This is a genomic window from Rugamonas rubra (genome assembly GCF_900114705.1).
Taxonomy (GTDB): domain Bacteria; phylum Pseudomonadota; class Gammaproteobacteria; order Burkholderiales; family Burkholderiaceae_D; genus Rugamonas; species Rugamonas rubra.
Genome location: NZ_FOTW01000008.1, coordinates 108,078 through 127,501 on the forward strand (window position 1 = coordinate 108,078; position 19,424 = coordinate 127,501).

General features: G+C 66.7%; 20 protein-coding genes. 12 read left to right on the plus strand and 8 right to left on the minus strand.

Translation table 11 applies throughout. The annotated features are described in order from the left end of the window. Positions 1–15: 15 nt before the first annotated feature. The 6 genes from rpsA (at position 16) to rfaE1 (ending at position 6,068) form a co-directional block, all read left to right on the plus strand. Positions 16–1,695 (plus strand): 30S ribosomal protein S1, encoded by a 1,680-nt coding sequence (gene rpsA / locus BM252_RS08360; RefSeq protein WP_020705490.1) that lies wholly within the window; start codon positions 16–18, stop codon positions 1,693–1,695. Positions 1,696–1,711: 16 nt separating this feature from the next. Beyond that, positions 1,712–2,017: an integration host factor subunit beta gene (locus tag BM252_RS08365; protein WP_008446215.1), complete on the plus strand. Its 306-nt coding sequence runs from the start codon at positions 1,712–1,714 to the stop codon at positions 2,015–2,017. Positions 2,018–2,155: 138 nt separating this feature from the next. Next, positions 2,156–2,461: a LapA family protein gene (locus BM252_RS08370; RefSeq protein ID WP_093386195.1), complete on the plus strand. Its 306-nt coding sequence runs from the start codon at positions 2,156–2,158 to the stop codon at positions 2,459–2,461. A 36-nt stretch (positions 2,462–2,497) separates the two neighbouring features. After that, positions 2,498–3,673 (plus strand): lipopolysaccharide assembly protein LapB, encoded by a 1,176-nt coding sequence (gene lapB / locus BM252_RS08375; protein ID WP_093386198.1) that lies wholly within the window; start codon positions 2,498–2,500, stop codon positions 3,671–3,673. A gap of 73 nt (positions 3,674–3,746) precedes the next feature. Next, positions 3,747–5,114 (plus strand): UDP-glucose dehydrogenase family protein, encoded by a 1,368-nt coding sequence (locus tag BM252_RS08380; protein WP_093386200.1) that lies wholly within the window; start codon positions 3,747–3,749, stop codon positions 5,112–5,114. A 9-nt stretch (positions 5,115–5,123) separates the two neighbouring features. Then, positions 5,124–6,068 carry a D-glycero-beta-D-manno-heptose-7-phosphate kinase gene (gene rfaE1, locus BM252_RS08385; protein WP_093386202.1) on the plus strand — a complete coding sequence of 315 codons (945 nt, stop codon included), beginning with the start codon at positions 5,124–5,126 and terminating at the stop codon, positions 6,066–6,068. Between the two features lie 71 nt (positions 6,069–6,139). Here the strand turns inward: rfaE1 and BM252_RS08390 are convergent, their stop codons facing one another. Both BM252_RS08390 and BM252_RS08395 read right to left on the minus strand, forming a co-directional pair. Beyond that, positions 6,140–6,565 carry a GNAT family N-acetyltransferase gene (locus BM252_RS08390; protein WP_245774158.1) on the minus strand — a complete coding sequence of 142 codons (426 nt, stop codon included), beginning with the start codon at positions 6,563–6,565 and terminating at the stop codon, positions 6,140–6,142. A gap of 16 nt (positions 6,566–6,581) precedes the next feature. Beyond that, on the minus strand, positions 6,582–6,911 hold the full coding sequence (locus BM252_RS08395; protein ID WP_093386207.1) for a type II toxin-antitoxin system TacA family antitoxin: 330 nt from the start codon (positions 6,909–6,911) through the stop codon (positions 6,582–6,584). Between the two features lie 260 nt (positions 6,912–7,171). On the opposite strand from BM252_RS08395, the gene BM252_RS08400 reads away from it, so the two are divergent. From BM252_RS08400 to BM252_RS08410, 3 genes are all read left to right on the plus strand, one after another. Further along, complete coding sequence (locus BM252_RS08400) at positions 7,172–7,633, plus strand: ComEA family DNA-binding protein (RefSeq protein ID WP_093386210.1); 462 nt, start codon at positions 7,172–7,174, stop codon at positions 7,631–7,633. A gap of 179 nt (positions 7,634–7,812) precedes the next feature. Continuing rightward, positions 7,813–8,298, plus strand: coding sequence for an antitoxin Xre/MbcA/ParS toxin-binding domain-containing protein (locus tag BM252_RS08405; RefSeq protein WP_139236350.1), 486 nt, complete (start codon positions 7,813–7,815; stop codon positions 8,296–8,298). After that, complete coding sequence (locus BM252_RS08410; RefSeq protein WP_174900461.1) at positions 8,295–8,759, plus strand: RES family NAD+ phosphorylase; 465 nt, start codon at positions 8,295–8,297, stop codon at positions 8,757–8,759. Before BM252_RS08405 ends, BM252_RS08410 begins: the two co-directional genes overlap by 4 nt. Positions 8,760–8,817: 58 nt before the next feature. Here BM252_RS08410 and BM252_RS08415 read toward each other — a convergent pair whose 3' ends face one another. After that, on the minus strand, positions 8,818–10,584 hold the full coding sequence (locus BM252_RS08415; protein WP_093386215.1) for an FAD-dependent oxidoreductase: 1,767 nt from the start codon (positions 10,582–10,584) through the stop codon (positions 8,818–8,820). A gap of 101 nt (positions 10,585–10,685) precedes the next feature. Here BM252_RS08415 and BM252_RS08420 point away from each other — a divergent pair, with 101 nt between their 5' ends. Together BM252_RS08420 and cysM are read left to right on the plus strand one after the other, a co-directional pair. Next, positions 10,686–11,234: a GNAT family N-acetyltransferase gene (locus BM252_RS08420; RefSeq protein WP_093386217.1), complete on the plus strand. Its 549-nt coding sequence runs from the start codon at positions 10,686–10,688 to the stop codon at positions 11,232–11,234. Positions 11,235–11,313: 79 nt separating this feature from the next. After that, positions 11,314–12,216: a cysteine synthase CysM gene (cysM, locus tag BM252_RS08425; RefSeq protein WP_093386631.1), complete on the plus strand. Its 903-nt coding sequence runs from the start codon at positions 11,314–11,316 to the stop codon at positions 12,214–12,216. Between the two features lie 71 nt (positions 12,217–12,287). Here cysM and BM252_RS08430 read toward each other — a convergent pair whose 3' ends face one another. From BM252_RS08430 to BM252_RS08450, 5 genes are all read right to left on the minus strand, one after another. Then, the gene (locus BM252_RS08430; protein ID WP_093386220.1) at positions 12,288–12,620 is read right to left on the minus strand and encodes a hypothetical protein; all 333 of its coding nucleotides are present in this window, start codon (positions 12,618–12,620) and stop codon (positions 12,288–12,290) included. Positions 12,621–13,046: 426 nt separating this feature from the next. After that, complete coding sequence (gene mltB, locus BM252_RS08435) at positions 13,047–14,213, minus strand: lytic murein transglycosylase B (protein ID WP_245774159.1); 1,167 nt, start codon at positions 14,211–14,213, stop codon at positions 13,047–13,049. Next, positions 14,204–16,225 (minus strand): transglutaminase TgpA family protein, encoded by a 2,022-nt coding sequence (locus BM252_RS08440; protein WP_093386222.1) that lies wholly within the window; start codon positions 16,223–16,225, stop codon positions 14,204–14,206. The genes mltB and BM252_RS08440 overlap by 10 nt, the downstream gene beginning before the upstream one ends. After that, positions 16,222–17,217: a DUF58 domain-containing protein gene (locus tag BM252_RS08445; RefSeq protein ID WP_093386226.1), complete on the minus strand. Its 996-nt coding sequence runs from the start codon at positions 17,215–17,217 to the stop codon at positions 16,222–16,224. Before BM252_RS08445 ends, BM252_RS08440 begins: the two co-directional genes overlap by 4 nt. A gap of 4 nt (positions 17,218–17,221) precedes the next feature. After that, positions 17,222–18,142 (minus strand): AAA family ATPase, encoded by a 921-nt coding sequence (locus BM252_RS08450; RefSeq protein ID WP_093386636.1) that lies wholly within the window; start codon positions 18,140–18,142, stop codon positions 17,222–17,224. Positions 18,143–18,337: 195 nt separating this feature from the next. Between BM252_RS08450 and BM252_RS08455 the strand changes: the two genes are divergently transcribed. Beyond that, positions 18,338–19,267, plus strand: coding sequence for a histone deacetylase family protein (locus tag BM252_RS08455; protein ID WP_093386228.1), 930 nt, complete (start codon positions 18,338–18,340; stop codon positions 19,265–19,267). Positions 19,268–19,424: the final 157 nt, after the last annotated feature.

Here is a 19,424-nt window from a genome sequence, read left to right on the forward strand (position 1 = left end):
GCTACCACCTCCGGTATGGAAAGTTTTGCAGCGCTCTTCGAAGAGTCGTTGTCCCGTCAAGATATGCGCTCCGGCGAAGTTATCTCCGCTGAAGTCGTGCGTCTCGATCACAATTTCGTGATCGTTAACGCTGGTCTGAAATCGGAAGCTTTCATCCCTGTTGAAGAATTCAAGAATGACCACGGCGAACTGGAAGTCAAAGTTGGCGATTTCGTTTCCGTGGCCATCGAATCGCTCGAAAACGGTTTCGGCGATACCATCCTGTCGCGCGACAAAGCCAAGCGTCTGGCCTCGTGGCTGGCACTGGAAAAAGCCATGGAATCGGGCGAGATCGTCGTCGGTACCGTCAATGGCAAAGTCAAGGGCGGCCTGACCGTTCTGACCAACGGCATCCGCGCCTTCCTGCCGGGTTCGCTGGTCGACACCCGTCCGGTCAAGGACACCACCCCGTTCGAAGGCAAGACCCTCGAATTCAAGGTCATCAAACTGGACCGCAAGCGTAACAACGTGGTTCTGTCGCGTCGCGCCGTCATCGAAGCTTCGATGGGCGAAGAGCGTCAGAAACTGATGGAAACGCTGAAAGAAGGCACCGTGGTTACCGGCGTCGTCAAGAACATCACCGACTACGGCGCCTTCGTCGACCTGGGCGGCATCGATGGCCTGCTGCACATCACCGATCTGGCATGGCGTCGTGTGCGTCACCCGTCGGAAGTGCTGACCGTCGGCCAAGAAATCACCGCCAAAGTCCTGAAGTACGATCAGGAAAAGAACCGTGTTTCGCTGGGCGTGAAGCAACTGGGCGACGATCCTTGGACCGGTCTGTCCCGTCGTTACCCACAAAGCACCCGTCTGTTCGGTAAAGTAACGAACCTGACCGACTACGGCGCCTTCGTTGAAGTCGAGCAGGGTATCGAAGGTCTGGTCCACGTTTCCGAAATGGATTGGACCAACAAGAACGTCGCTCCGAACAAAGTCGTCCAACTGGGCGATGAAGTTGAAGTGATGGTTCTGGAGATCGACGAAGAGCGTCGCCGTATCTCGCTGGGCATGAAGCAGTGCAAAGCGAACCCATGGGACGACTTCGGCGTCACCCACAAGAAGGGCGATAAAGTCCGCGGCGCGATCAAATCGATCACCGACTTCGGCGTCTTCATCGGCCTGGCCGGCAACATCGACGGCCTGGTTCACCTGTCCGACCTGTCGTGGACCGAGACCGGCGAAGAAGCCGTCCGTCGCTTCAAGAAGGGTGACGAGCTGGAAGCCATCGTTCTGGCCATCGACGTCGAGCGCGAGCGCGTTTCCCTGGGCGTCAAGCAACTGGAAGGCGATCCATTCAACAACTTCGCAGCGATGAACGACAAAGGCGCCCTGGTCACGGGTACCGTCAAGTCGGTGGAGCCAAAAGGCGCCGTCATCCAACTGTCCGAAGAAGTCGAAGGCTACCTGCGCGCTTCCGAAATCTCCCGCGACCGCGTGGAAGATGCCGGTACGCACCTGAAGGTCGGCGACTCCGTCGAAGCCCTGGTCATCAACATCGACCGCAAAGCTCGCAGCATCCAGCTGTCGATCAAAGCGAAAGACAACGTCGAGACCCAGGAAGCGATGCAGAAAATGGCCGCTACCGACAACAACGCAGCTTCGGGCACCACCAGCCTGGGCGCGCTGTTGAAAGCCAAGTTCGACAACAAGAACTAATATCGGTATTCAGTAGATGACCAAGTCCGAGTTGATCAACCGCCTGGCTGAGCGCTATTCTCAGCTGGTGGCCAAGGATGCGGAGTACGCCGTCAAGACGATTCTCGACGCGATGACCAACGCCCTGGCGACCGGTCAACGCATCGAGATCCGCGGTTTTGGCAGCTTTGCTCTGAATAGCCGGCCGCCGCGCATCGGACGCAATCCGAAGTCGGGCGACAAGGTGATGGTGCCGGAAAAACGGGTGCCGCACTTCAAGCCGGGCAAGCAATTGCGCGAGCGGGTCGACGCGATGGTCGGGCAACCGATCATCGAGGACTGAAGCGTCTACCACCGATGGATGTAAAAAAGCGGCGTCCCTGGATGCCGCTTTTTTTGTTCCCGTCGGGGATTTTTTTGAAGTATTTGCTTTCTTGTGCGACACTGGCGCACTCTGAAATACCGAACAGGAACCAAGCAGATGAAATTTCTTTCCACAATCGTTGGATTCGTTCTCTTCGTTTTGTTTTTTGGTTTTGCCCTGAAAAACACGCAGGAAGTCGATCTGCGCTTTTTCCTCAACTATGAGCTGCGCGGCCCCCTGGTGCTGATGCTGCTGGGCTTCTTTGCGGCCGGCGCCACCCTCGGCGTGCTGGCGCTCACGCCCACCGTGTTCCGCCACCGGCGCGAAGCGAACAAACAAAAATCCACCATCCACACGCTGCAATCGACGGCGCAGCAGGGCAGCAGCCCGCCGCAGCCGGACAGCGTCAACACGCAGCAGTAATGCCGCCCGCAAGCCAACAACAACAACAAGCACAGCATGGAATTTGAACTCTGGTGGTTATTGGGTATCCCGGTCTTTTTCGGACTGGGCTGGATCGCCGCGCGGGTCGACATCCGCCAACTGGTGTCCGAGTCGCGCACCCTGCCGCGCGGCTATTTCAAGGGCCTGAACTTCCTGCTCAACGAGCAGCCCGACAAGGCCATCGACGCCTTCATCGAGATCGTCAAACTGGACCCGGAGACGGCCGACATGCACTTCGCGCTGGGCAACCTGTTCCGCCGCCGTGGCGAGACCGAGCGCGCCATCCGCGTCCACCAGAACCTGCTGGCGCGGCCCGACCTGCCGCAGGAGCAGAAGGAGCACGCCGAATACGAACTGGGCATGGACTACCTGAAGGCCGGCCTGCTCGACCGCGCCGAGGAGACCTTCAACCGCCTGACCGGCAGCCAGTACGCGGTGCAGGCGCGCCGCGCGCTGTTGGAGATCTTCCAGCGCGAGAAGGAATGGCCGCGCGCCATCGAGGCGGCGCTGGGCCTGCAGGAGGCCGGCGCCGGCTCGCGCCAGAAGGAAGTGGCGCAGTTCTATTGCGAACTGGCGCAGGACGCGCTGGTCCACCTGCATCCCGAGCAGGCCTTGCCGCTGCTGGAGAAGTCGCTGCAGGTCGACCGCACCAACGTGCGCGCCACCATGCTGGTGGGCGACGCCCAGCTGGCCCAGGGCGACGTCGAGGGCGCGCTGCTCAGCTGGCGCCGCGTCGAGCAGCAGAGCGTGCCGCACGTGGCCCTGGTGGCGCAGCGCCTGATGGACGGCTACCGCAAGGTCGGCCGGCCGCAGGAGGGCGTCAACCTGCTCAAATCGTATCTGGAACAGGCCTCGTCGATCGACCTGATCGAGGTGGTGTTCAAGGCCGTGCTGGAGCTCGACGGCGTCGAGGCGGCCAAGCAGCTGGTCAGCGCCGAGCTGCGCCGCACGCCGACCCTGCTCGGCCTCGACAAGCTGCTCGAGGCGCGCATGATGGACGCGCCGGCGGCGCTGGTGTCCGAGCTGTCGATGGTGAAGAACCTGGTGCACGGCTACACCCAGAAGCTGGCGCGCTACCAGTGCAGCCACTGCGGCTTCAAGGCACGCCAGTTCTATTGGCAGTGTCCCGGCTGCAGCCGCTGGGAGACCTACCCGCCGCGCCGCACCGAAGAACTCAACGTGATGAATTAACCCGACCCCGGAAGCGGCCGGCGCCAGCGCGCCGCCGGGCCGGGGTTTGCAACCAAGTAGGCGGAACACACACATGAAAATCACCATTATTGGCACCGGCTATGTAGGCCTGGTGACCGGCGCCTGCCTGGCCGAGCTGGGCAACGACGTCTTCTGCCTCGACGTCGACGAAAGGAAAATCGCCATGCTCAACGCCGGCGGCATCCCGATCCACGAGCCGGGCCTGGAGGAGGTGGTGGCGCGCAACCGCGCCGCCGGCCGCCTGCAGTTCTCCACCGACATCGCCGCCTCGGTGGCGCACGGCACCCTGCAATTCATCGCCGTCGGCACGCCGCCCGACGAGGACGGCTCGGCCGACCTGCAGTACGTGCTGGCCGCCGCCAAGAGCATCGGCCGCCACATGACCGAGTTCAAGGTCATCGTCGACAAGTCCACCGTGCCGGTCGGCACGGCCGACCGCGTCAAGGCCGCCGTGCAGGCCGAGCTGGACGCGCGCGCCGAGGGCGCCAAGTTCTCCGTCGTCTCCAACCCCGAGTTCCTCAAGGAGGGCGCGGCGGTCGAGGACTTCATGCGGCCCGACCGCATCGTCATCGGCTGCGACAGCAGCGCCGAAGGCTCGCGTGCCCACGGCCTGATGAAGAAGCTGTACATGCCCTTCAACCGCAACCACGAGCGCACCTTCTGGATGGACGTGCGCTCGGCCGAGTTCACCAAGTACGCCGCCAACGCCATGCTGGCCACCCGCATCTCGTTCATGAACGAGCTGGCCAACCTGGCCGACCAGGTCGGCGCCGACATCGAGGCGGTACGCCACGGCATCGGCTCCGATCCACGCATCGGCCACAGCTTCCTCTACGCCGGCGCCGGCTACGGCGGCTCCTGCTTCCCGAAGGACGTGCAGGCGCTCGAACGCACCGCGCGCCAGTACGACCAGGACCTGCTGATCCTGCGCGCCGTCGAGGCGGTCAACGACAAGCAGAAGCTGGTGCTGGGCCAGAAGGTGGCCAAGCGCTTCGGCGCCGATTTGAGCGGCAAGCACTTCGCCGTCTGGGGCCTGGCCTTCAAGCCGAACACCGACGACATGCGCGAGGCGCCGGCCCGCGTGCTGCTCAAGCAGCTGCTCGACGGCGGCGCCACGGTCGCGGTGTACGACCCGGTCGCCATGGCCGAGGCCAAGCGCGTGTTGGCGCTCGACTTCGACGCCGAGCAGCTGGCCCGCGTCCGCTTCGCCAGCAGCCCGATGGACACCTTGACCGGCGCCGAGGCGCTGGTCATCGTCACCGAATGGAAGGCCTTCCGCAGCCCGGACTTCGACCGCATCAAGGCGGCCTTGAAGCAGGCCGTGATCTTCGACGGCCGCAACCTGTTCGAGCCGCAGGTGATGGCCGAGGCGGGCTTCGAGTACCACGGCATCGGCCGTTCCGTCTTGACCCGCAGCTGAGAGGACGCCATGCCTAACACCCTGACCCAATTCACCGCGCCGGCGCTCGACCAGGTGCGCATCCTGGTGGTCGGCGACGTCATGCTGGACCGCTACTGGTTCGGCGAGGTGGCCCGCATCTCGCCCGAGGCGCCGGTGCCGATCGTGCGCGTCGAGCGGCGCGAGGCGCGCCTGGGCGGCGCCGCCAACGTGGCGCGCAACGCCGCCGCGCTGGGCGCCCACGCCGGCCTGCTCGGCGTGGTCGGCAACGACGAGGCCGGCGACGAGGTCGAACGGCTGCTCGCCGGCGGCGGCATCCACAGCTACCTGAAGCGCGACGAGGCCATCTCCACCATCATCAAGCTGCGCGTCATCGGCCGCCAGCAGCAGATGCTGCGCATCGACTTCGAGGAGGCGCCGACCGACACCGTGCTGCGCGACAAGCTGATGCAGTTCAAGGCGCTGCTGCCGGACTACGACGTGATCGTGCTGTCGGACTACGCCAAGGGCAGCCTGGTCAACGTGGCCGACATGATCGCCTCGGCGCGCGCCGCCGGCAAGATCGTCATGGTCGACCCGAAGGGCGACGACTTCGGCCGCTACGCCGGTGCCACCATGCTGACGCCGAACAAGTCGGAGCTGCGCCGCGTGGTCGGCGGCTGGGGCAACGAGGAGCAGCTGACCGCCAAGGCGCAGCAGATGCGCCGCGAGCTCCAGCTCGACGCGCTGTTGCTGACCCGCTCGGAGGAGGGCATGACCCTGTACACCGAGCACGAGATCTTCCACATGCCGGCCGACGCGCGCGAGGTGTTCGACGTCTCCGGCGCCGGCGACACGGTGATCGCCACCATGGCCGCCATGCTGGGCGCCGGGCGCGACTGGCACGAGGCGGTGCAAACGGCCAACCGCGCCGGCGGCATCGTGGTCGGCAAGCTGGGCACGGCCACCGTCACGCGCGAGGAGTTGTTCGGCTAGTCGACCGATGGAATGGACGGTGACGCCGTGGCGGCGCACCGTCCGTAAGAAGCGCCAACGGCGCTTTAGTTTTACTTCGGAATCGCTGCGAACGGCAGACACAAGGTCAACGGGTCATCAGGGAATGCGGTGAAGCCATATTTCCGGTAGAACGCGGCAGCCTTTTCATCCTTCGCGTCGACGAATGCAGCGTATCCGCCAACCTCGCCGGCCACGCGTGCCACGCGGTCTATGGCGTGAAAGAGCAAATATTCACCGTGGCCTTGGCCTTTGAGGTCTTCCCTAATAGCCAGCCTGGCTAGGGTGAAGCCGGGCACTTCACGAGGCAATCTCTTTGCCATCTGCGGTGGCAATTCGTCTTTTGGGACCATGCCCCGTACTGCCAGGGAGTAATATCCCATCACTTCTGTTGGTGCAGCATCATCGATTAGAACATAGGTTTTTGAAATGAGCTTGCGCTGGTGCTGCCCTGCCGTAGCCTGTAAGAACAAGTTCAAGTCATCGTTTCCACAATCAAACTTCGGCACTTGGTGTGTTGGCGCCAGCGGGACGACTCTCGTTGCCATTTTCTATTTCCCTCTGTTTGAATCGCTCAAACGCCCTCACTAGCGCAGCATTTGGTTTTGCTGGTTTATCAAGTAGATTGATGATCATGGCAGCATCGTTTTTTGAGAAATAGATGATCTTTTCTCGGGCGATAAGCTTTTCGGCTTTCTCAAGAGCAGCTTGAACCATGAACTGGTTCAGTGTCGAGCCGGTGAGATCGGCGGCCTCCTGCAGCTTGATTGCTACGGTTTGGGGAACCCGGTTAGTAATCCGGTCCCTATTTCCCGGGGTGTTCATATGTCCTACCTTTCTTGTCGGCCCTGCCACGGTATGGCTTCGCCAGCCGAACCAGTGTATGTCCATCGGCGTCAGCCCGCAACAGCTGCGTCATTTTGACGCAGCTGTTGCGGTGCGTGTTGCGTATAGATCGGGGACGATTTGATATGGATACAGTCTTGATCATGTTTTTAAGTCAACCGATCACAGCACCGGGCGTTAAGTTGGTTCAAGGCGCGACCTTCGCCCTTGCTTTTTCCACCAACCACGGAGATATTGCCATGTTCAAGAAACTACTGCTGGCGCTAGCCACCCTGATCGCCGCGATGAGCTTCGCCTTCGCCCAGGTCGACGTCAACAAGGCCGACGCGGCCGCGCTGGACAGCATCAAGGGCATCGGCCCGGCCAAATCCAAGGCCATCATCGAGGAACGCAGCAAGGGAGGCGAATTCAAGGACTGGGCCGATCTGGAAAAACGCGTTAAAGGCCTCGGCGACAAGAGCGCCCTCAAACTGTCCGAGGCCGGCCTGCAAGTGAACGGCAAGTCGAAGGACGGCGCCGCCGCCAAGCCGGCCGCCGAAAAACCGGCCAAGGCCGGCAAGGGCGAGAAGGTCGAGAAACCGGCCAAGGCCGACGCAGCGATGCCGGCCGCGATGCCGCCGGCCGCCGCCACCGCCTCGGTGCCGGCCAAGGGTGCCGCCGCCGACAAGGCCGCCGCCGCCGAGGCGCCGAAGAAGAAGTAAGCCTACCGCCGTGCCGTGGCCGCCAGGCCACGTCGGCACAAGGACCCGCCGGCGCGAGCCGCGCGGGTTTTTTTTCGCATTCTCCAGCGCGGTGGAGCTGGCCGCGCCGCTCCTGATCGCGAACATGGCAAGGTGCCTCCATTTGGTGTATCGTCAACTTCATATTGGAGGCATCGATCATGTTTGTGCCGAAGCAATCGAAGATCGTCGGGCGCGCCGCCGCGCGTCGGCGTCCGCGTCCGCCGGAGCCGTCGCAGAGTTCGTTTGTCGCTCTGGTCCACATGCGACAGCGCGAAGTCGCCCAGGTCATCGAGTTGATCCGGCGCGGCTTGCCCGCCGCCTTTCTGAAAGAGGCGGGCGACTATTTCAAGTTGCCGACCGCGAAGATCCGCGTTGTCGCGCGGGTTGCCGAGACCACCGCGTTCACCCTGGCCCGCAAGGCCGCCAACCTGGATGCCGCCGTCTCCGAGCGTATTTGGCGAATGGCCGACGTCGCCAATATGGCGTGCGAGGTGTTCGAGGACGAGGAACTGGCCAAGCGCTGGCTGGTCATGCCAAGCCGCATCTTCAGCGATGCCGCGCCGATCGACTACCTCGACACCGAGCCTGGCGCCGCTGCCGTGCGCCAGGTCTTGAACGCAATCGCGACCGGCGGCGCCCTGTGAAATTGTGGCGTATCGCCCGCCGGGCATACGCGCTGGATCGCCTGTGTGCCGGCGCGGCGCGCTTTGGCGGGCGCTGGAATCCGCCGAACTTGCCGGCCTTCTACGCCGGCGCCTCGGTGGCGATATGCGCCCTGGAAGCGCTGGCGCACCTCGGCTCGCTACCCTTGCCGCCGTTGGTTTTGGTGGCGGTCGAGTTGCCTGACGACGTCTCCGTCTACCGTCCCGGTCTTGTCGACTTGCCTCTCGATTGGAACGCCATGCCGGTTTCCGCCAGCGCGCAAGCGTTTGGCGGAAACTGGCTCAGCCGTATGGGCGAGTTATGCATGGCGGTTCCCTCCGCGCTGCTACCGGAGGAGGGTAACGTCGTCATCAATCCGCTGCATCCCGACTTCGATTTGGTGGCGCTCAGCGTGGTGCGCCCGTTCAGCTTCGACCGCCGCCTGCTGGGGCCGCGATTCTGACGCGGCGCCACGCTCGCGTGCGTTCTCGACTGCGGCGCCGCGCCGCCCGCCGCGCCGCTCAGCCGCGCTGCCCGGCCGGCAGGTTGGCCAGGAAGGCGTGGATCTGCGACACCACGGCGGCGCCTTCGCCGACCGCCGCCGCCACCCGCTTGGTCGAGTTGGCGCGCACGTCGCCGATGGCGAACACGCCCGGCACGCTGGTCTCGAGCGCGGCGCGGGCCGGCAGCTCGGGCGGGTAGACGCCCCGGCTGAAGTTGGCGTGGCACTGCGCCTTGGTGACGTCGAAGCCGGTGCGGATGAAGCCCTTGTCGTCGACGTCGACGCCGCAGTCGCCCAGCCAGCCGGTGTTGGGGTCGGCGCCGATGAACAGGAAGACGCGGCAGACGTCGGCGTCCTGCTCCTGGCCGCTCAGGCGGTTGCGCCAGCGCACCTGCCGCAGGCCGTCCTCGTCGCCCTCCAGCGCGACGATCTCGGTGTGGGTGTGCAGCACGATGTTGCGCGTGGCGGCGATGCGTTCGATCAGGTAGCTCGACATGGTGGCGGCCAGCCCCTCGCCACGGATCACCATGTGCACCTTGGCGGCGTGGCCGGACAGGAACACCGCCGCCTGGCCGGCCGAGTTGCCGCCGCCGACCAGGATGACCTCCTCGCTCTTGCACAGCTTGGCCTCGATCGGCGAGGCCCAGTAGTACACGCCGCGTCCCTCGAACTGCTTCAGGTTGGCCAGCGACGGCCGGCGGTAGCGCGCGCCGCAGGACAGCACCACGCTGCGCGCCTTGAGCCGGGTGCCGCTGCCGCACATCTCCACCTGCAGCGGATAGGTGTCGCAGATCAGCCGCGCCGCCGGCGCCGGGATGGCGATCTCGACGCCGAACTTCTGCGCCTGGACGAAGGCGCGGCCGGCCAGCGCGCGGCCCGACACGCCGGTGGGGAAGCCGAGGTAGTTCTCGATGCGCGCGCTGGCGGCGGCCTGGCCGCCGTAGGCGCGCGTCTCCAGCGCCAGCACCGACAGGCCCTCGGAGGCGGCGTAGACGGCGGTGGCCAGGCCGGCCGGGCCGGCGCCGACGACGATCACGTCCCACACCTTGTTCTCGTCGAGCTCGGGCAGCAGGCCGAGGCAGCGGCCCAGCTCGGCGAGCGATGGGTTCTTCTTGACCACGCCGTCGGGGCAGACCACCAGCGGCAGCTGGTCGGCCGTCGGCTGGTACAGCGCCATCAGCTCGGCCGCCTGGCTGTCCGTTTGCGGGTCGAGCACGGTGTGCGGGTGGCCGTTGGCGGCCAAAAAGCTTTGCAGGTGGTGGATGCGGCCGTGGCCGCGCGGGCCGACGATGACCGGGCCGCCCGAGTTGGCCTCGAGCAGGCCGACGCGGCGCAGGATCAGGGCGCGCACGATGCGCTCGCCCAGCTCGGCCTCGGCGATGACCAGGGCGCGCAGCGACTCCGAGCTGATCACCAACACCTCGACGGCGCCGACGGCGTGGGCGTTGGCCAGCGCCGGCCGGCCCGACAGCTGGGCCACCTCGCCGCCGAACTGGCCGGGGCCGTGCTCGACCACCGGCCAGGTGTTGCCCAGGCCGTCGAAGCGGGTCACCGCGATGCGGCCCGACAGCACCACCACCAGGCCGAAGGCGGTGCGGCCGGCTTCGAGGATGGGCTCGCCGTCGGCGAACTGGCGCACTTGGCCGAAGCGGTGCATGCGCTTGATCTCGGCGGCGCCGAGCACGGGGAAGATCTGGTGGCGGCGCGCCTCGATGTTCAGCGTGGCGGCCGGCACGGCCTCGTCCTGGCCGGCGTCGGGAATGAATTCGATAGGGGGTGTGGCCATGGTCGTTTCGGGGAAATGGGGTTGCAAAGATATAGGCAGTCTAGCGCAAGCGGCAGCACCTTGCTGCTACAATCGTTGTTCCACTTTTTACACGGTTTCGCATGTCCGCGCACTCTGCCATTCGGCCTGTAGTCGAGGCCGACCTCGACGCCTTCTTCGCCTATTTGAACGAGCATCTGCAGGACAACGGCCGCGACGGCGCGGCGCTGTTCCAGCCGATGCCGCGCGGCCAGTCCCGCTTTGCGCCCGACAAGGAGGCGGCCTTCCGCGCCGCACTGGCGTTGCCGCTGGACCAGCCCGGTTGGCGCCGCGCCTGGGTCGCCACCGGCGCCAACGGCATCCAGGGCCATGTCGACCTGCGCGCCCGGCCCGACGGCGGCGCCGCCCACCGCGCCCTGCTCGGCATGGGCGTGCACCGCGCCTTCCGCCGCCTGGGCCTGGGCCGCGACCTGGTCGAGGCGGCGCTGGCCTGGGCCGGCGGCCAGGCGCAGCTGGACTGGGTCGACCTCGAGATGCTGTCGGCCAACGCGCCGGCGCGCCAGTTGTACCTGCGCTGCGGCTTCGAGCAGAGCGGCGAGATCGCCGACATGTTCCGCATCGATGGCGAACGCTTGGCGTACTCCTTCATGCATTTCCGCCTGCCGCGCTGAGCCGGCGGCCTCGGCCGCACGCGGCGCCCCGTCTGGGATTAAAATAGTCGTTTTGCAGAATTCGGAAGAAGATTAGATGATGGCCTACAAGACTCTGGAAGACACGATCGGCAACACGCCGCTGGTGCAGCTGACCCGCCTGCCGGGCGCCGACGCGGCGGCGCGCCACAACATCATCCTCGGCAAGATGGAGGGCGACAACCCGGCCGGCTCGGTCAAGGACCGCGCCGCCATGTCCATGCTCAAGCGGGCCGAGGAGCGCGGCGACATCAAGCCGGGCGACACCCTGATCGAGGCCACCAGCGGCAACACCGGCATCGCCCTGGCGATGGCGGCGGCGCTGCGCGGCTACAAGATGCTGCTGTTGATGCCGGAAAACCTGAGCATCGAACGGCGCCAGAGCATGGCCGCCTACGGCGCGCAGATCATGCTCACGCCGCGCACCGGCGGCATGGAATACGCCCGCGACATGGCCGAGCAGCTGCAAAAGGACGGCAAGGGCATCATCCTCGACCAGTTCGGCAACTTCGACAACTCGCGCGCCCACTACGAGGGCACCGGCCCGGAGATCTGGCGCGACACCGGCGGCCGCGTCACCCACTTCGTCTCGGCGATGGGCACCACCGGCACCATCATGGGCGTGTCGCAATATTTGAAGGAGCAGAATCCGGCGGTGCAGATCGTCGGCGCGCAGCCGGAGGAGGGTTCGCAGATCCCCGGCATCCGCAAATGGCCGGAGGCCTACCTGCCGAAAATCTACGACAAGGCGCGGGTCGACCAGATCGAATACGTGACGCAGGCGGCGGCCGAGCAAATGGCGCGCCGCATGGCGGCCGAAGAGGGGATTTTCTGTGGCATCTCGGCGGCGGGCGCCTGCGAGATCGCGCTGCGCCTGTCGCAAACGGTGGAGAACGCGACTATCGTGTTCATCGTTTGCGATCGCGGCGACCGCTATTTGTCCACCGGGGTGTTCCCGGCCTGACGTCATGCAATAGTGCTTCCCTCTCCCCCTCGTGAGGGGAGGGAGTGCCAGAGTCTGGCAACCGGCAGGGATCAGCCCTGGCCTGGTTCGCCTTCTTTAGGTTTGAACTGCTTGTCGCTGATGCGGAACTTGTTGCGGCGGTCGCCCATCAAGTAGCGCAGGTCGCGAATGCTGAGGTCGCTGACCTCGTGCATGCGGATCAGCAGCGAGGCGCCGACCGGCAAGCGGTGGTGGCGGATCTTGCTGATGACCGGTGGCGCCACTTCCAATGCGCGCGACAGCGCGGCATCGTTTTTCAGGCGCAGGTTTTCGATTAGCGTGTCCAGCAACCGGTTAGGGTTGTACTGCAACAGATCATCGCCATCCGACTCGTTGTTCATATCAATGCCGACTTGGTTTGTCATGATTTCGTTTGTTCCTTCTGTAAAGTTGTCCTGCAAAGTAAAAAACACTCGGAGCTCGCTGCTGCGTTAATGTTCATCCTTCACTAAGGAACGAATTCACACACGGACGGATTCCGGGATAACAAGATTCATAATATATACACAATTGTACAGCAGCACGCAATCTAATACTCATAAGCAATAAAAAAATGTCTTGAGTGCGCGCGCTCGTTGTCCTTATGCAACATTGTGTGAGAATTATACACGGTTTGCTATGTTAAGCTGCGTGGCGCAAGTGTTTTATTGAATCCATAAAGTTAATTATAAGATAATTCCGCCGAAGTTGCTGCATGAAATGAATTTCTTTCGAGCATACCGGTGATGTTGCAAATGGTAAAGTAAAAGATACCTTCTGCAACTTTCGCCGGCAAGCCTCTTTACGCTTCCTTACATCTCGCCGCCGCGCGACAGCTTCGCCGCCCGCCCCAGCTCGACCACCGACATGGCGTAGAAATAGCTGCGGTTGTATTGCGTGATGGCGAAGAAGTTGTTGGTCGCCAGCCAATATTCGGTCGCCTCGGCGCCGTTCTGCAAGTCCACCAGACCATAGCGCACCCCGGCCGGCAAGGCCGATGTGGTGGCGACGCCGGCCGCCGTCAAGTCCGGCGCGAGGAAATTCGCGCTCAAGCCCCGGCCCAGCAGCGGTTCCCAGCTGCGGTTGGGCGAGACCTGGGCGGCGATCACCAGCGGCCCCGGCGTGTCGCGCTGCCAGCCGTGCGCCACCAGGAAGGCGGCGACGCTGCCGATGGCGTCGTTGCTCGAGTTGAGCAGGTCGATACGGCCGTCGCCGTCGAAGTCGACGGCGTATTTCAAGATGCTGCTGGGCATGAACTGCGGCATGCCGACGGCGCCGGCGTAGGAGCCGCGCAGCTGCAGCGGGTCGACCCCGTTCTGCCGGGCGTACAGCAGGGCGGCCTCGAGTTCGCTACGGAAGAAGGCCATGCGCTCGAGGCGCGCCGGCGCCTCCGGATAGGCGAAGGCCAGCGTGGTCAGCGCGTCGAGCACGCGGAAGCGGCCGGTGTTGCGGCCGTAGACGGTCTCGACGCCGATGATGCCGACCAGGATCTCGGCCGGCACGCCGTACAGCGCCTCGGCGCGCGCCAGCGTCTCGCGGTTCTCGTTCCAAAACTTGACGCCGGCGTCGATGCGCACCGGCTCGACGGTCAGCCGGCTGTAGGCCTGCCAGTTCTTCGGCTTGCCCGGTGGCGCCGGCTTGATCAGCTGCACCGCCGACTCGACGTAGCGCACCTGGCCCAGCAGCGCCTCCAGTTCGGCGCGCTGGAAGCCGTTCTTATCGACCAGGCCGTCGATAAACAGGCGCACCTCCTTCCACTGGCCGAAGTTGACGAACTCGCCGTTGTAGTCGATCGGCGGCGGGCCTTTCTTTTGCTTGGCCTTGGCCTCGGCCTTGGCCTTGCTCTGTTTGCTGGGCGGCAGCTTGTAGCCGTACTGGTCGACCGCCAGCGCCTGGCTGAACGGGGCGGCCGCCAGCAACAAGGCCAGCAGGTGGCGGGGACGGAGGGGGAGGTGGCGCAGTAGGGAAGTCATCGGCATAAAGGTAACAGGTTGTTCAGCGTCGTCAGCGACGCCGCTCTCTCATCGGGTGTGGCGCGCCCATACCGCAGCGTGCCATACAAATTCAGAAAACTGCGCATGGCAGCGTGTTTTTCGGCGCTGGCGTCCATCGTGCTCAGGCGTGCCAGGTAGTCCTGCGGACCCTCGGCGGCGCCGCGCACGAAGCCGTGGCGCGCCTGGCGCCGGCAGAACTCCTCGTACAACGCCGCCAGCGGTTCCGGCCGAACCCGGCCGCGCAGCCGGCGCAGCCACCACAGCACGGCGGCGCACAGCGCCAGGCCGGCGCCGGCGCGGGCGTTGCCGAGGGTGTCGGCTAGTTCTTCGAGGAAACTCCGCTGCCTGTCTGGATTGTAATCCAGGACCCATTGATTCCAAGCATTATTCATCGCGCCCATGCTAAATCGCAGTTGTTGCAGCCAGGCGGGGGCGTTGTCGCCCAGGCGCATCAGCTGGCCCAGGCCGGCCAGGCTGAACGGCGCGGGCGGCGGCAGGGCCCGCGCCAGGCCGCGCTCGACCCGTTCCGGCGCGACGGCGGCGGTCGGGTCGACGCGGCGCCAGCCGGCGCCGGCCAGCCACACCTCGGCCCAGGCGTGGGCGTCGGACTGGCGCACGCTCAGGTAGCCGTCGAGCGGGTTGCGCTCGCCGCCCTGGTAGCCGGTGACGACGCGGGCCGGCACGCCCATGGCGCGCAGCAGCACGACGAAGGCGCCGGCGTAGTGCTCGCAGAAACCGGCGCGGCTGGCGAACAGGAAGTCGTCGACGGCGTCGCGGCCCAGCAGCGGCGGGTTCAGCGTGTAGACGAAGGGTTCGTCGCGGAACAGCCGCAGCACCGCCTGCACCGAGGCCTGCGGCGTGGCGCCGCGCAGCCGCGCGGCCAGCGCCAGCGCGCGCGGGTTGTAGCCGGCCGGCAGTTGCAGCCAGCGCTGCAGCTGCTCAGGCCTGGCGTCGGCCTGGACGCTGAAGTCCAGCCAGGCCCGCGTGGTGTAGCGCAGGCGCTGCTCGATCGGGCTTTGCGTGAACAGTTCGAGCTCGTCCGAGCTGCCCAGGCGGTGCTCGGCCAGGTGCAGCTCGGGGTCGCTCAGTTCGAGCAGGAACAGCCAGCGCTGGCCGCTGGCCTCCATGGTCACCTCGTGGCGCAGCGGCTGGCCGCGCGCGCCGACGTGGACCTCCGGGCGCAACACGCCGCGTAGGCGCGGCAGGCGGCGCCAGGTGCGGCCGTCGTAGTCGCCCAGCACCAGGCCGCGCCAGTACAACAGGCTGTGCGCCGGCGCCGGCGCCGGATCGAGGAAGCGGACGCGGAAGGCCACCTCGTCGGACAGCGCCAGCGCCGCCACGCTGCCGGGCGACATGCTGTCGGACATGCCGCTGCGGGCGCCGTGGGCGTCGCCCGGCAGGCCCCACAGCGGCCCCTGGATGCGCGGGAACAGTAGGAACAGCAGCAGCGCCGGCGCCACCGCGGCGGCGACGATGCGCGCCGCCAGGCCGAGGCGGCGGCGTAGCGGCGGCACCGCGCCGGTGTATTGGAAGGACAGCTGGGCGGTCAGCAGCAGCAGCACGGTGCACAGCATGCCCAGGCCGGTGAGCGCCGTCTGCGAGTAGAAGAAAGTGGTCAGCAGCAGGAACAGGCAGAGGAAGACCACCACGAACAGGTCGCGCCGGGCGCGCATCTCGAGCAGCTTGAAGGCCAGCAGCAGGGCCAGCATGGCGACGCCGGCGTCGCGCCCGAGCAGGGTGTGGAAGGAGCGGTAGACGCCGGCCATGGCCAGTAGCGAGACCGGCAGCAGCAGCCACAACGGCGGCAGGCGCTTGCCGCGCAGGGTCAGCGCGGCGCGCCACAGCAGCGTGGCGCAGACGGTGGCGCTGGTCCACAGCGGCAGGTGGCCAAAGTGCGGCAGCAGCACCAGCACGGCGGCGGCCAGCAGCAGCAGGGTGTCGGCCTTGTCGCGCGGTAGTTGCCGGGCCAGGCGCAGCCAGCGGGCCGGGCGGCTCATGCCTCGTCCTCCAACCCGTACAAGGCCAGCGCGCGCAGGCAGGCGGCGCGGTGCGCCTGGCCCAGCGCCGGCCCCAGCGTGCGGCCGTGCAGGCGCAGCGAGTAGGGCAGGGCGCGCCGCTCGGCCAGCAGCACCCAGCTGGCCAGGCGCGCCAGGCGCAGCTCCAGGTCCAGCCGCGCCGGCAGCTGCTCGAAGTCCAGCGTCAGCTCGGCCACCGCGCCGCCGTCGAATTGTTTGCTGACCAGCTGGCCGCCGTGCGCCGGGTCGTGGCGGGCGATCTGGCGCCAGGCGAGGTGGCGCATCGGGTCGCCCGGCTGGTAGGGGCGGATGCCGGTGAAGTTGTCCAGCCCGACCTGGCCCTGGCCGTCCTCGCTGGCCGCGCCCTGGGTCGGCAGCGGCGGCGCGTCCGCCTCGGGGTAGGGGTAGACCAGCACGCGCAGCGCCGGATGCCAGTAGCTCCAGGCGCGGAACAGGCCGAGCGGGAAGCGCGTGCTCAATTGCAGGCGCGGCGCGTGCTGCCAGCCGCGCCGCGCGGTCGGCGCCGACAGCAGCACGCTGGTGCTGGCGCCGGCCGCCACGTCGGCCGCCTGGCGCGGCGCGGCGGCGCCGTGCACGTCGATCCAGACGGCGTAGCGGTCGCGCCGCGTGCGGTTGTGCAGGTGCAGCTCGAACTGCGCCTCCTCGCCGGCGAACACCGGCGCGGCGCGGCCGGGCGACAGGCGCAGCAGGGCCAGGTTGCGCGCCGTCATGACCATGTCGGCGACGGCGCAACTGCCGGCCAGGAAGGTCAGCGCGTGGCCCAGGCCGAGGTTGTAGTTGACGGCGCCGACCAGCATCAGCAGCAGCAGGCCGGCGAAGGCCAGGCCGGGGCCGCTGGGCACGATGAAGACGCGGCGCATCGTCAGCAGCACCTCGCCCGCCTCGGGCGCGCTGAGCTGGAACAGCCAGCGGTCGGCGCCGTCCCTGGCCAGCTGTCGCAGGCGCGCCAACATGCGGCTACAGCGGCACCGAGGCCTGCAACTGCAGCACCAGGTCGCGGCTGGCCAGCGCCGCGCCGTGGGCCGACTTGAGCGGGCGCAGGCGGTGCGCGCAGACCGGCAGCAGCACCGCCTGCACGTCCTCCGGCAGCACGTGGTCGCGCCCCTCCAGCGCGGCCCAGGCGCGCGCCGCCTGCAGCAGGGCGATGGCGGCGCGCGGGCTCATGCCCTCGGCGAAGGCGCCGCTCTGCCGCGAGGCCTGGGCCAGCGCCTGCACGTAGTCGACCAGCGCGGCCGAGCAGTGGATCTGCCGCAGGCCGCGCTGGGCGGCGCCCAGCTGCTCGGCCGTCATGGCCGCCGGCAGCGCCTTGAGCAGCACGCGGCGGTCCTCGCCCATCAGCAGGGCGCGCTCGGCGGCGGCGTCCGGGTAGCCCAGCGACAGGCACATCAAGAAGCGGTCGAGCTGCGACTCGGGCAGCGGGAAGGTGCCGACCTGGTGGGTCGGGTTCTGCGTGGCGATGACGAAGAAGGGCTCCGGCAGCGGCCGGGTGACGCCGTCGGCGCTGACCTGGCGCTCCTCCATCGCCTCGAGCAGGCCGGACTGGGTCTTCGGCGTGGCGCGGTTGATCTCGTCGGCCAGCAGCACCTGGGTGAAGATCGGCCCGGGGTGGAACACGAAGGCGTCCTGCTCGCGCTGGTAGATGGAGATGCCGGCCACGTCGGCCGGCAGCAGGTCGCTGGTGAATTGGATGCGGTTGAAGCGCAGCCCCAGCGAGATGGCCAGCGCGTGCGCCAGCGTGGTCTTGCCGACGCCGGGCACGTCCTCGATCAGCAGGTGGCCGCCGGCCAGCAGGCAGGTCAGCGCCTGGCGTATCTGGCGCTCCTTGCCGACGATGATCTGGCCGACCTGCTCGGCCACGGCGTGCAATTTGGAATACATCGAGAGGGTGGCCCTGGGCTGGTTGGGTGGCGCCGACGGCGCCTCGCTTCGGCCGACGGCGCAGCGGAAAAGCGCGCCGGCGTGGTAGATTAGCGCCATCGGCAGTTTTGAACAATATAAAGTACCGGTCTAGGGATTCTATGCGAGAACGCGCGCAGCGGATACCCATTGATCGCGGCGGCAGAGACGAATACCATGACCACAGCAATTTACACCCATCCCGACTGCCTGCGCCACCAGATGGGCGACTGGCACCCCGAGTCGCCGGCCCGCCTGCAGGCCATCTCCGACCAGCTGATGCGGGCGCAGATCAACGACCTGCTGGAGCACCGCCAGGCGCCGCTGGTGGCCATGGCCGACCTGGAGCGCAACCACAGCAAGAACGCCATCGCCATCGTGCGCGACAACACGCCGGCCGCCGGCGCCGACGACTACCCGATCGACGGCGACACCTCGCTCAACGCCCACAGCTGGCAGGCCGCGCAGCGCGCCGCCGGCGCCGCCGTGGCGGCCACCGACGCCGTCATCGACGGCGAGTTCGACAACGCCTTCTGCTCGATCCGCCCGCCCGGCCACCACGCCCGGCCCAGCGAGCCGATGGGCTTCTGCCTGTTCAACAACGTCGCCATCGCCGCCAAGCACGCGCTCGACGCGCGCGGCCTGCAGCGCGTCGCCATCGTCGACTTCGACGTCCACCACGGCAACGGCACCGAGGAGGCCTTCGCCGCCGATCCGCGCGCGCTGATGGTCAGCTTCTTCCAGCACCCGTTCTACCCCTACACGCCGCCCGAGCCGTACACCGCCAACCGCGTCAACGTGGCGCTGCCGGCCCATTCCGGCGGCGCGGCGGTGCGCGAGGCGGTGCTGGCGCACTGGCTGCCGGCGCTGCACGCCTTCCGCCCGCAGATGATCTTCGTCTCGGCCGGCTTCGACGCCCACCGCGAGGACGACATCGGCGGCATGGGCCTGGTCGAGGCCGACTATGCCTGGATCACCGGGCAGGTGATGGCGGTGGCCAAGCTGTACGCCGGCGGCCGCATCGTCAGCTGCCTGGAGGGCGGCTACAACCTGTCGGCGCTGGGCCGCAGCGTGGTGGCCCACGTCAAGGCGCTGGCCGAGCTGTAGCCGCCGCGCCGAGGTCGCCTGCGCGACTAGTCCTTTGTGACTAGTCCTGTGGGGGAATCCACTGTGCGCAATAGTCCCTCTTGGATATTTCATCCCCCGCCTGATATCGCTATCATGTTTACGTAGGGCAACATCCTCCCCGCCGCCCCCACTCAGA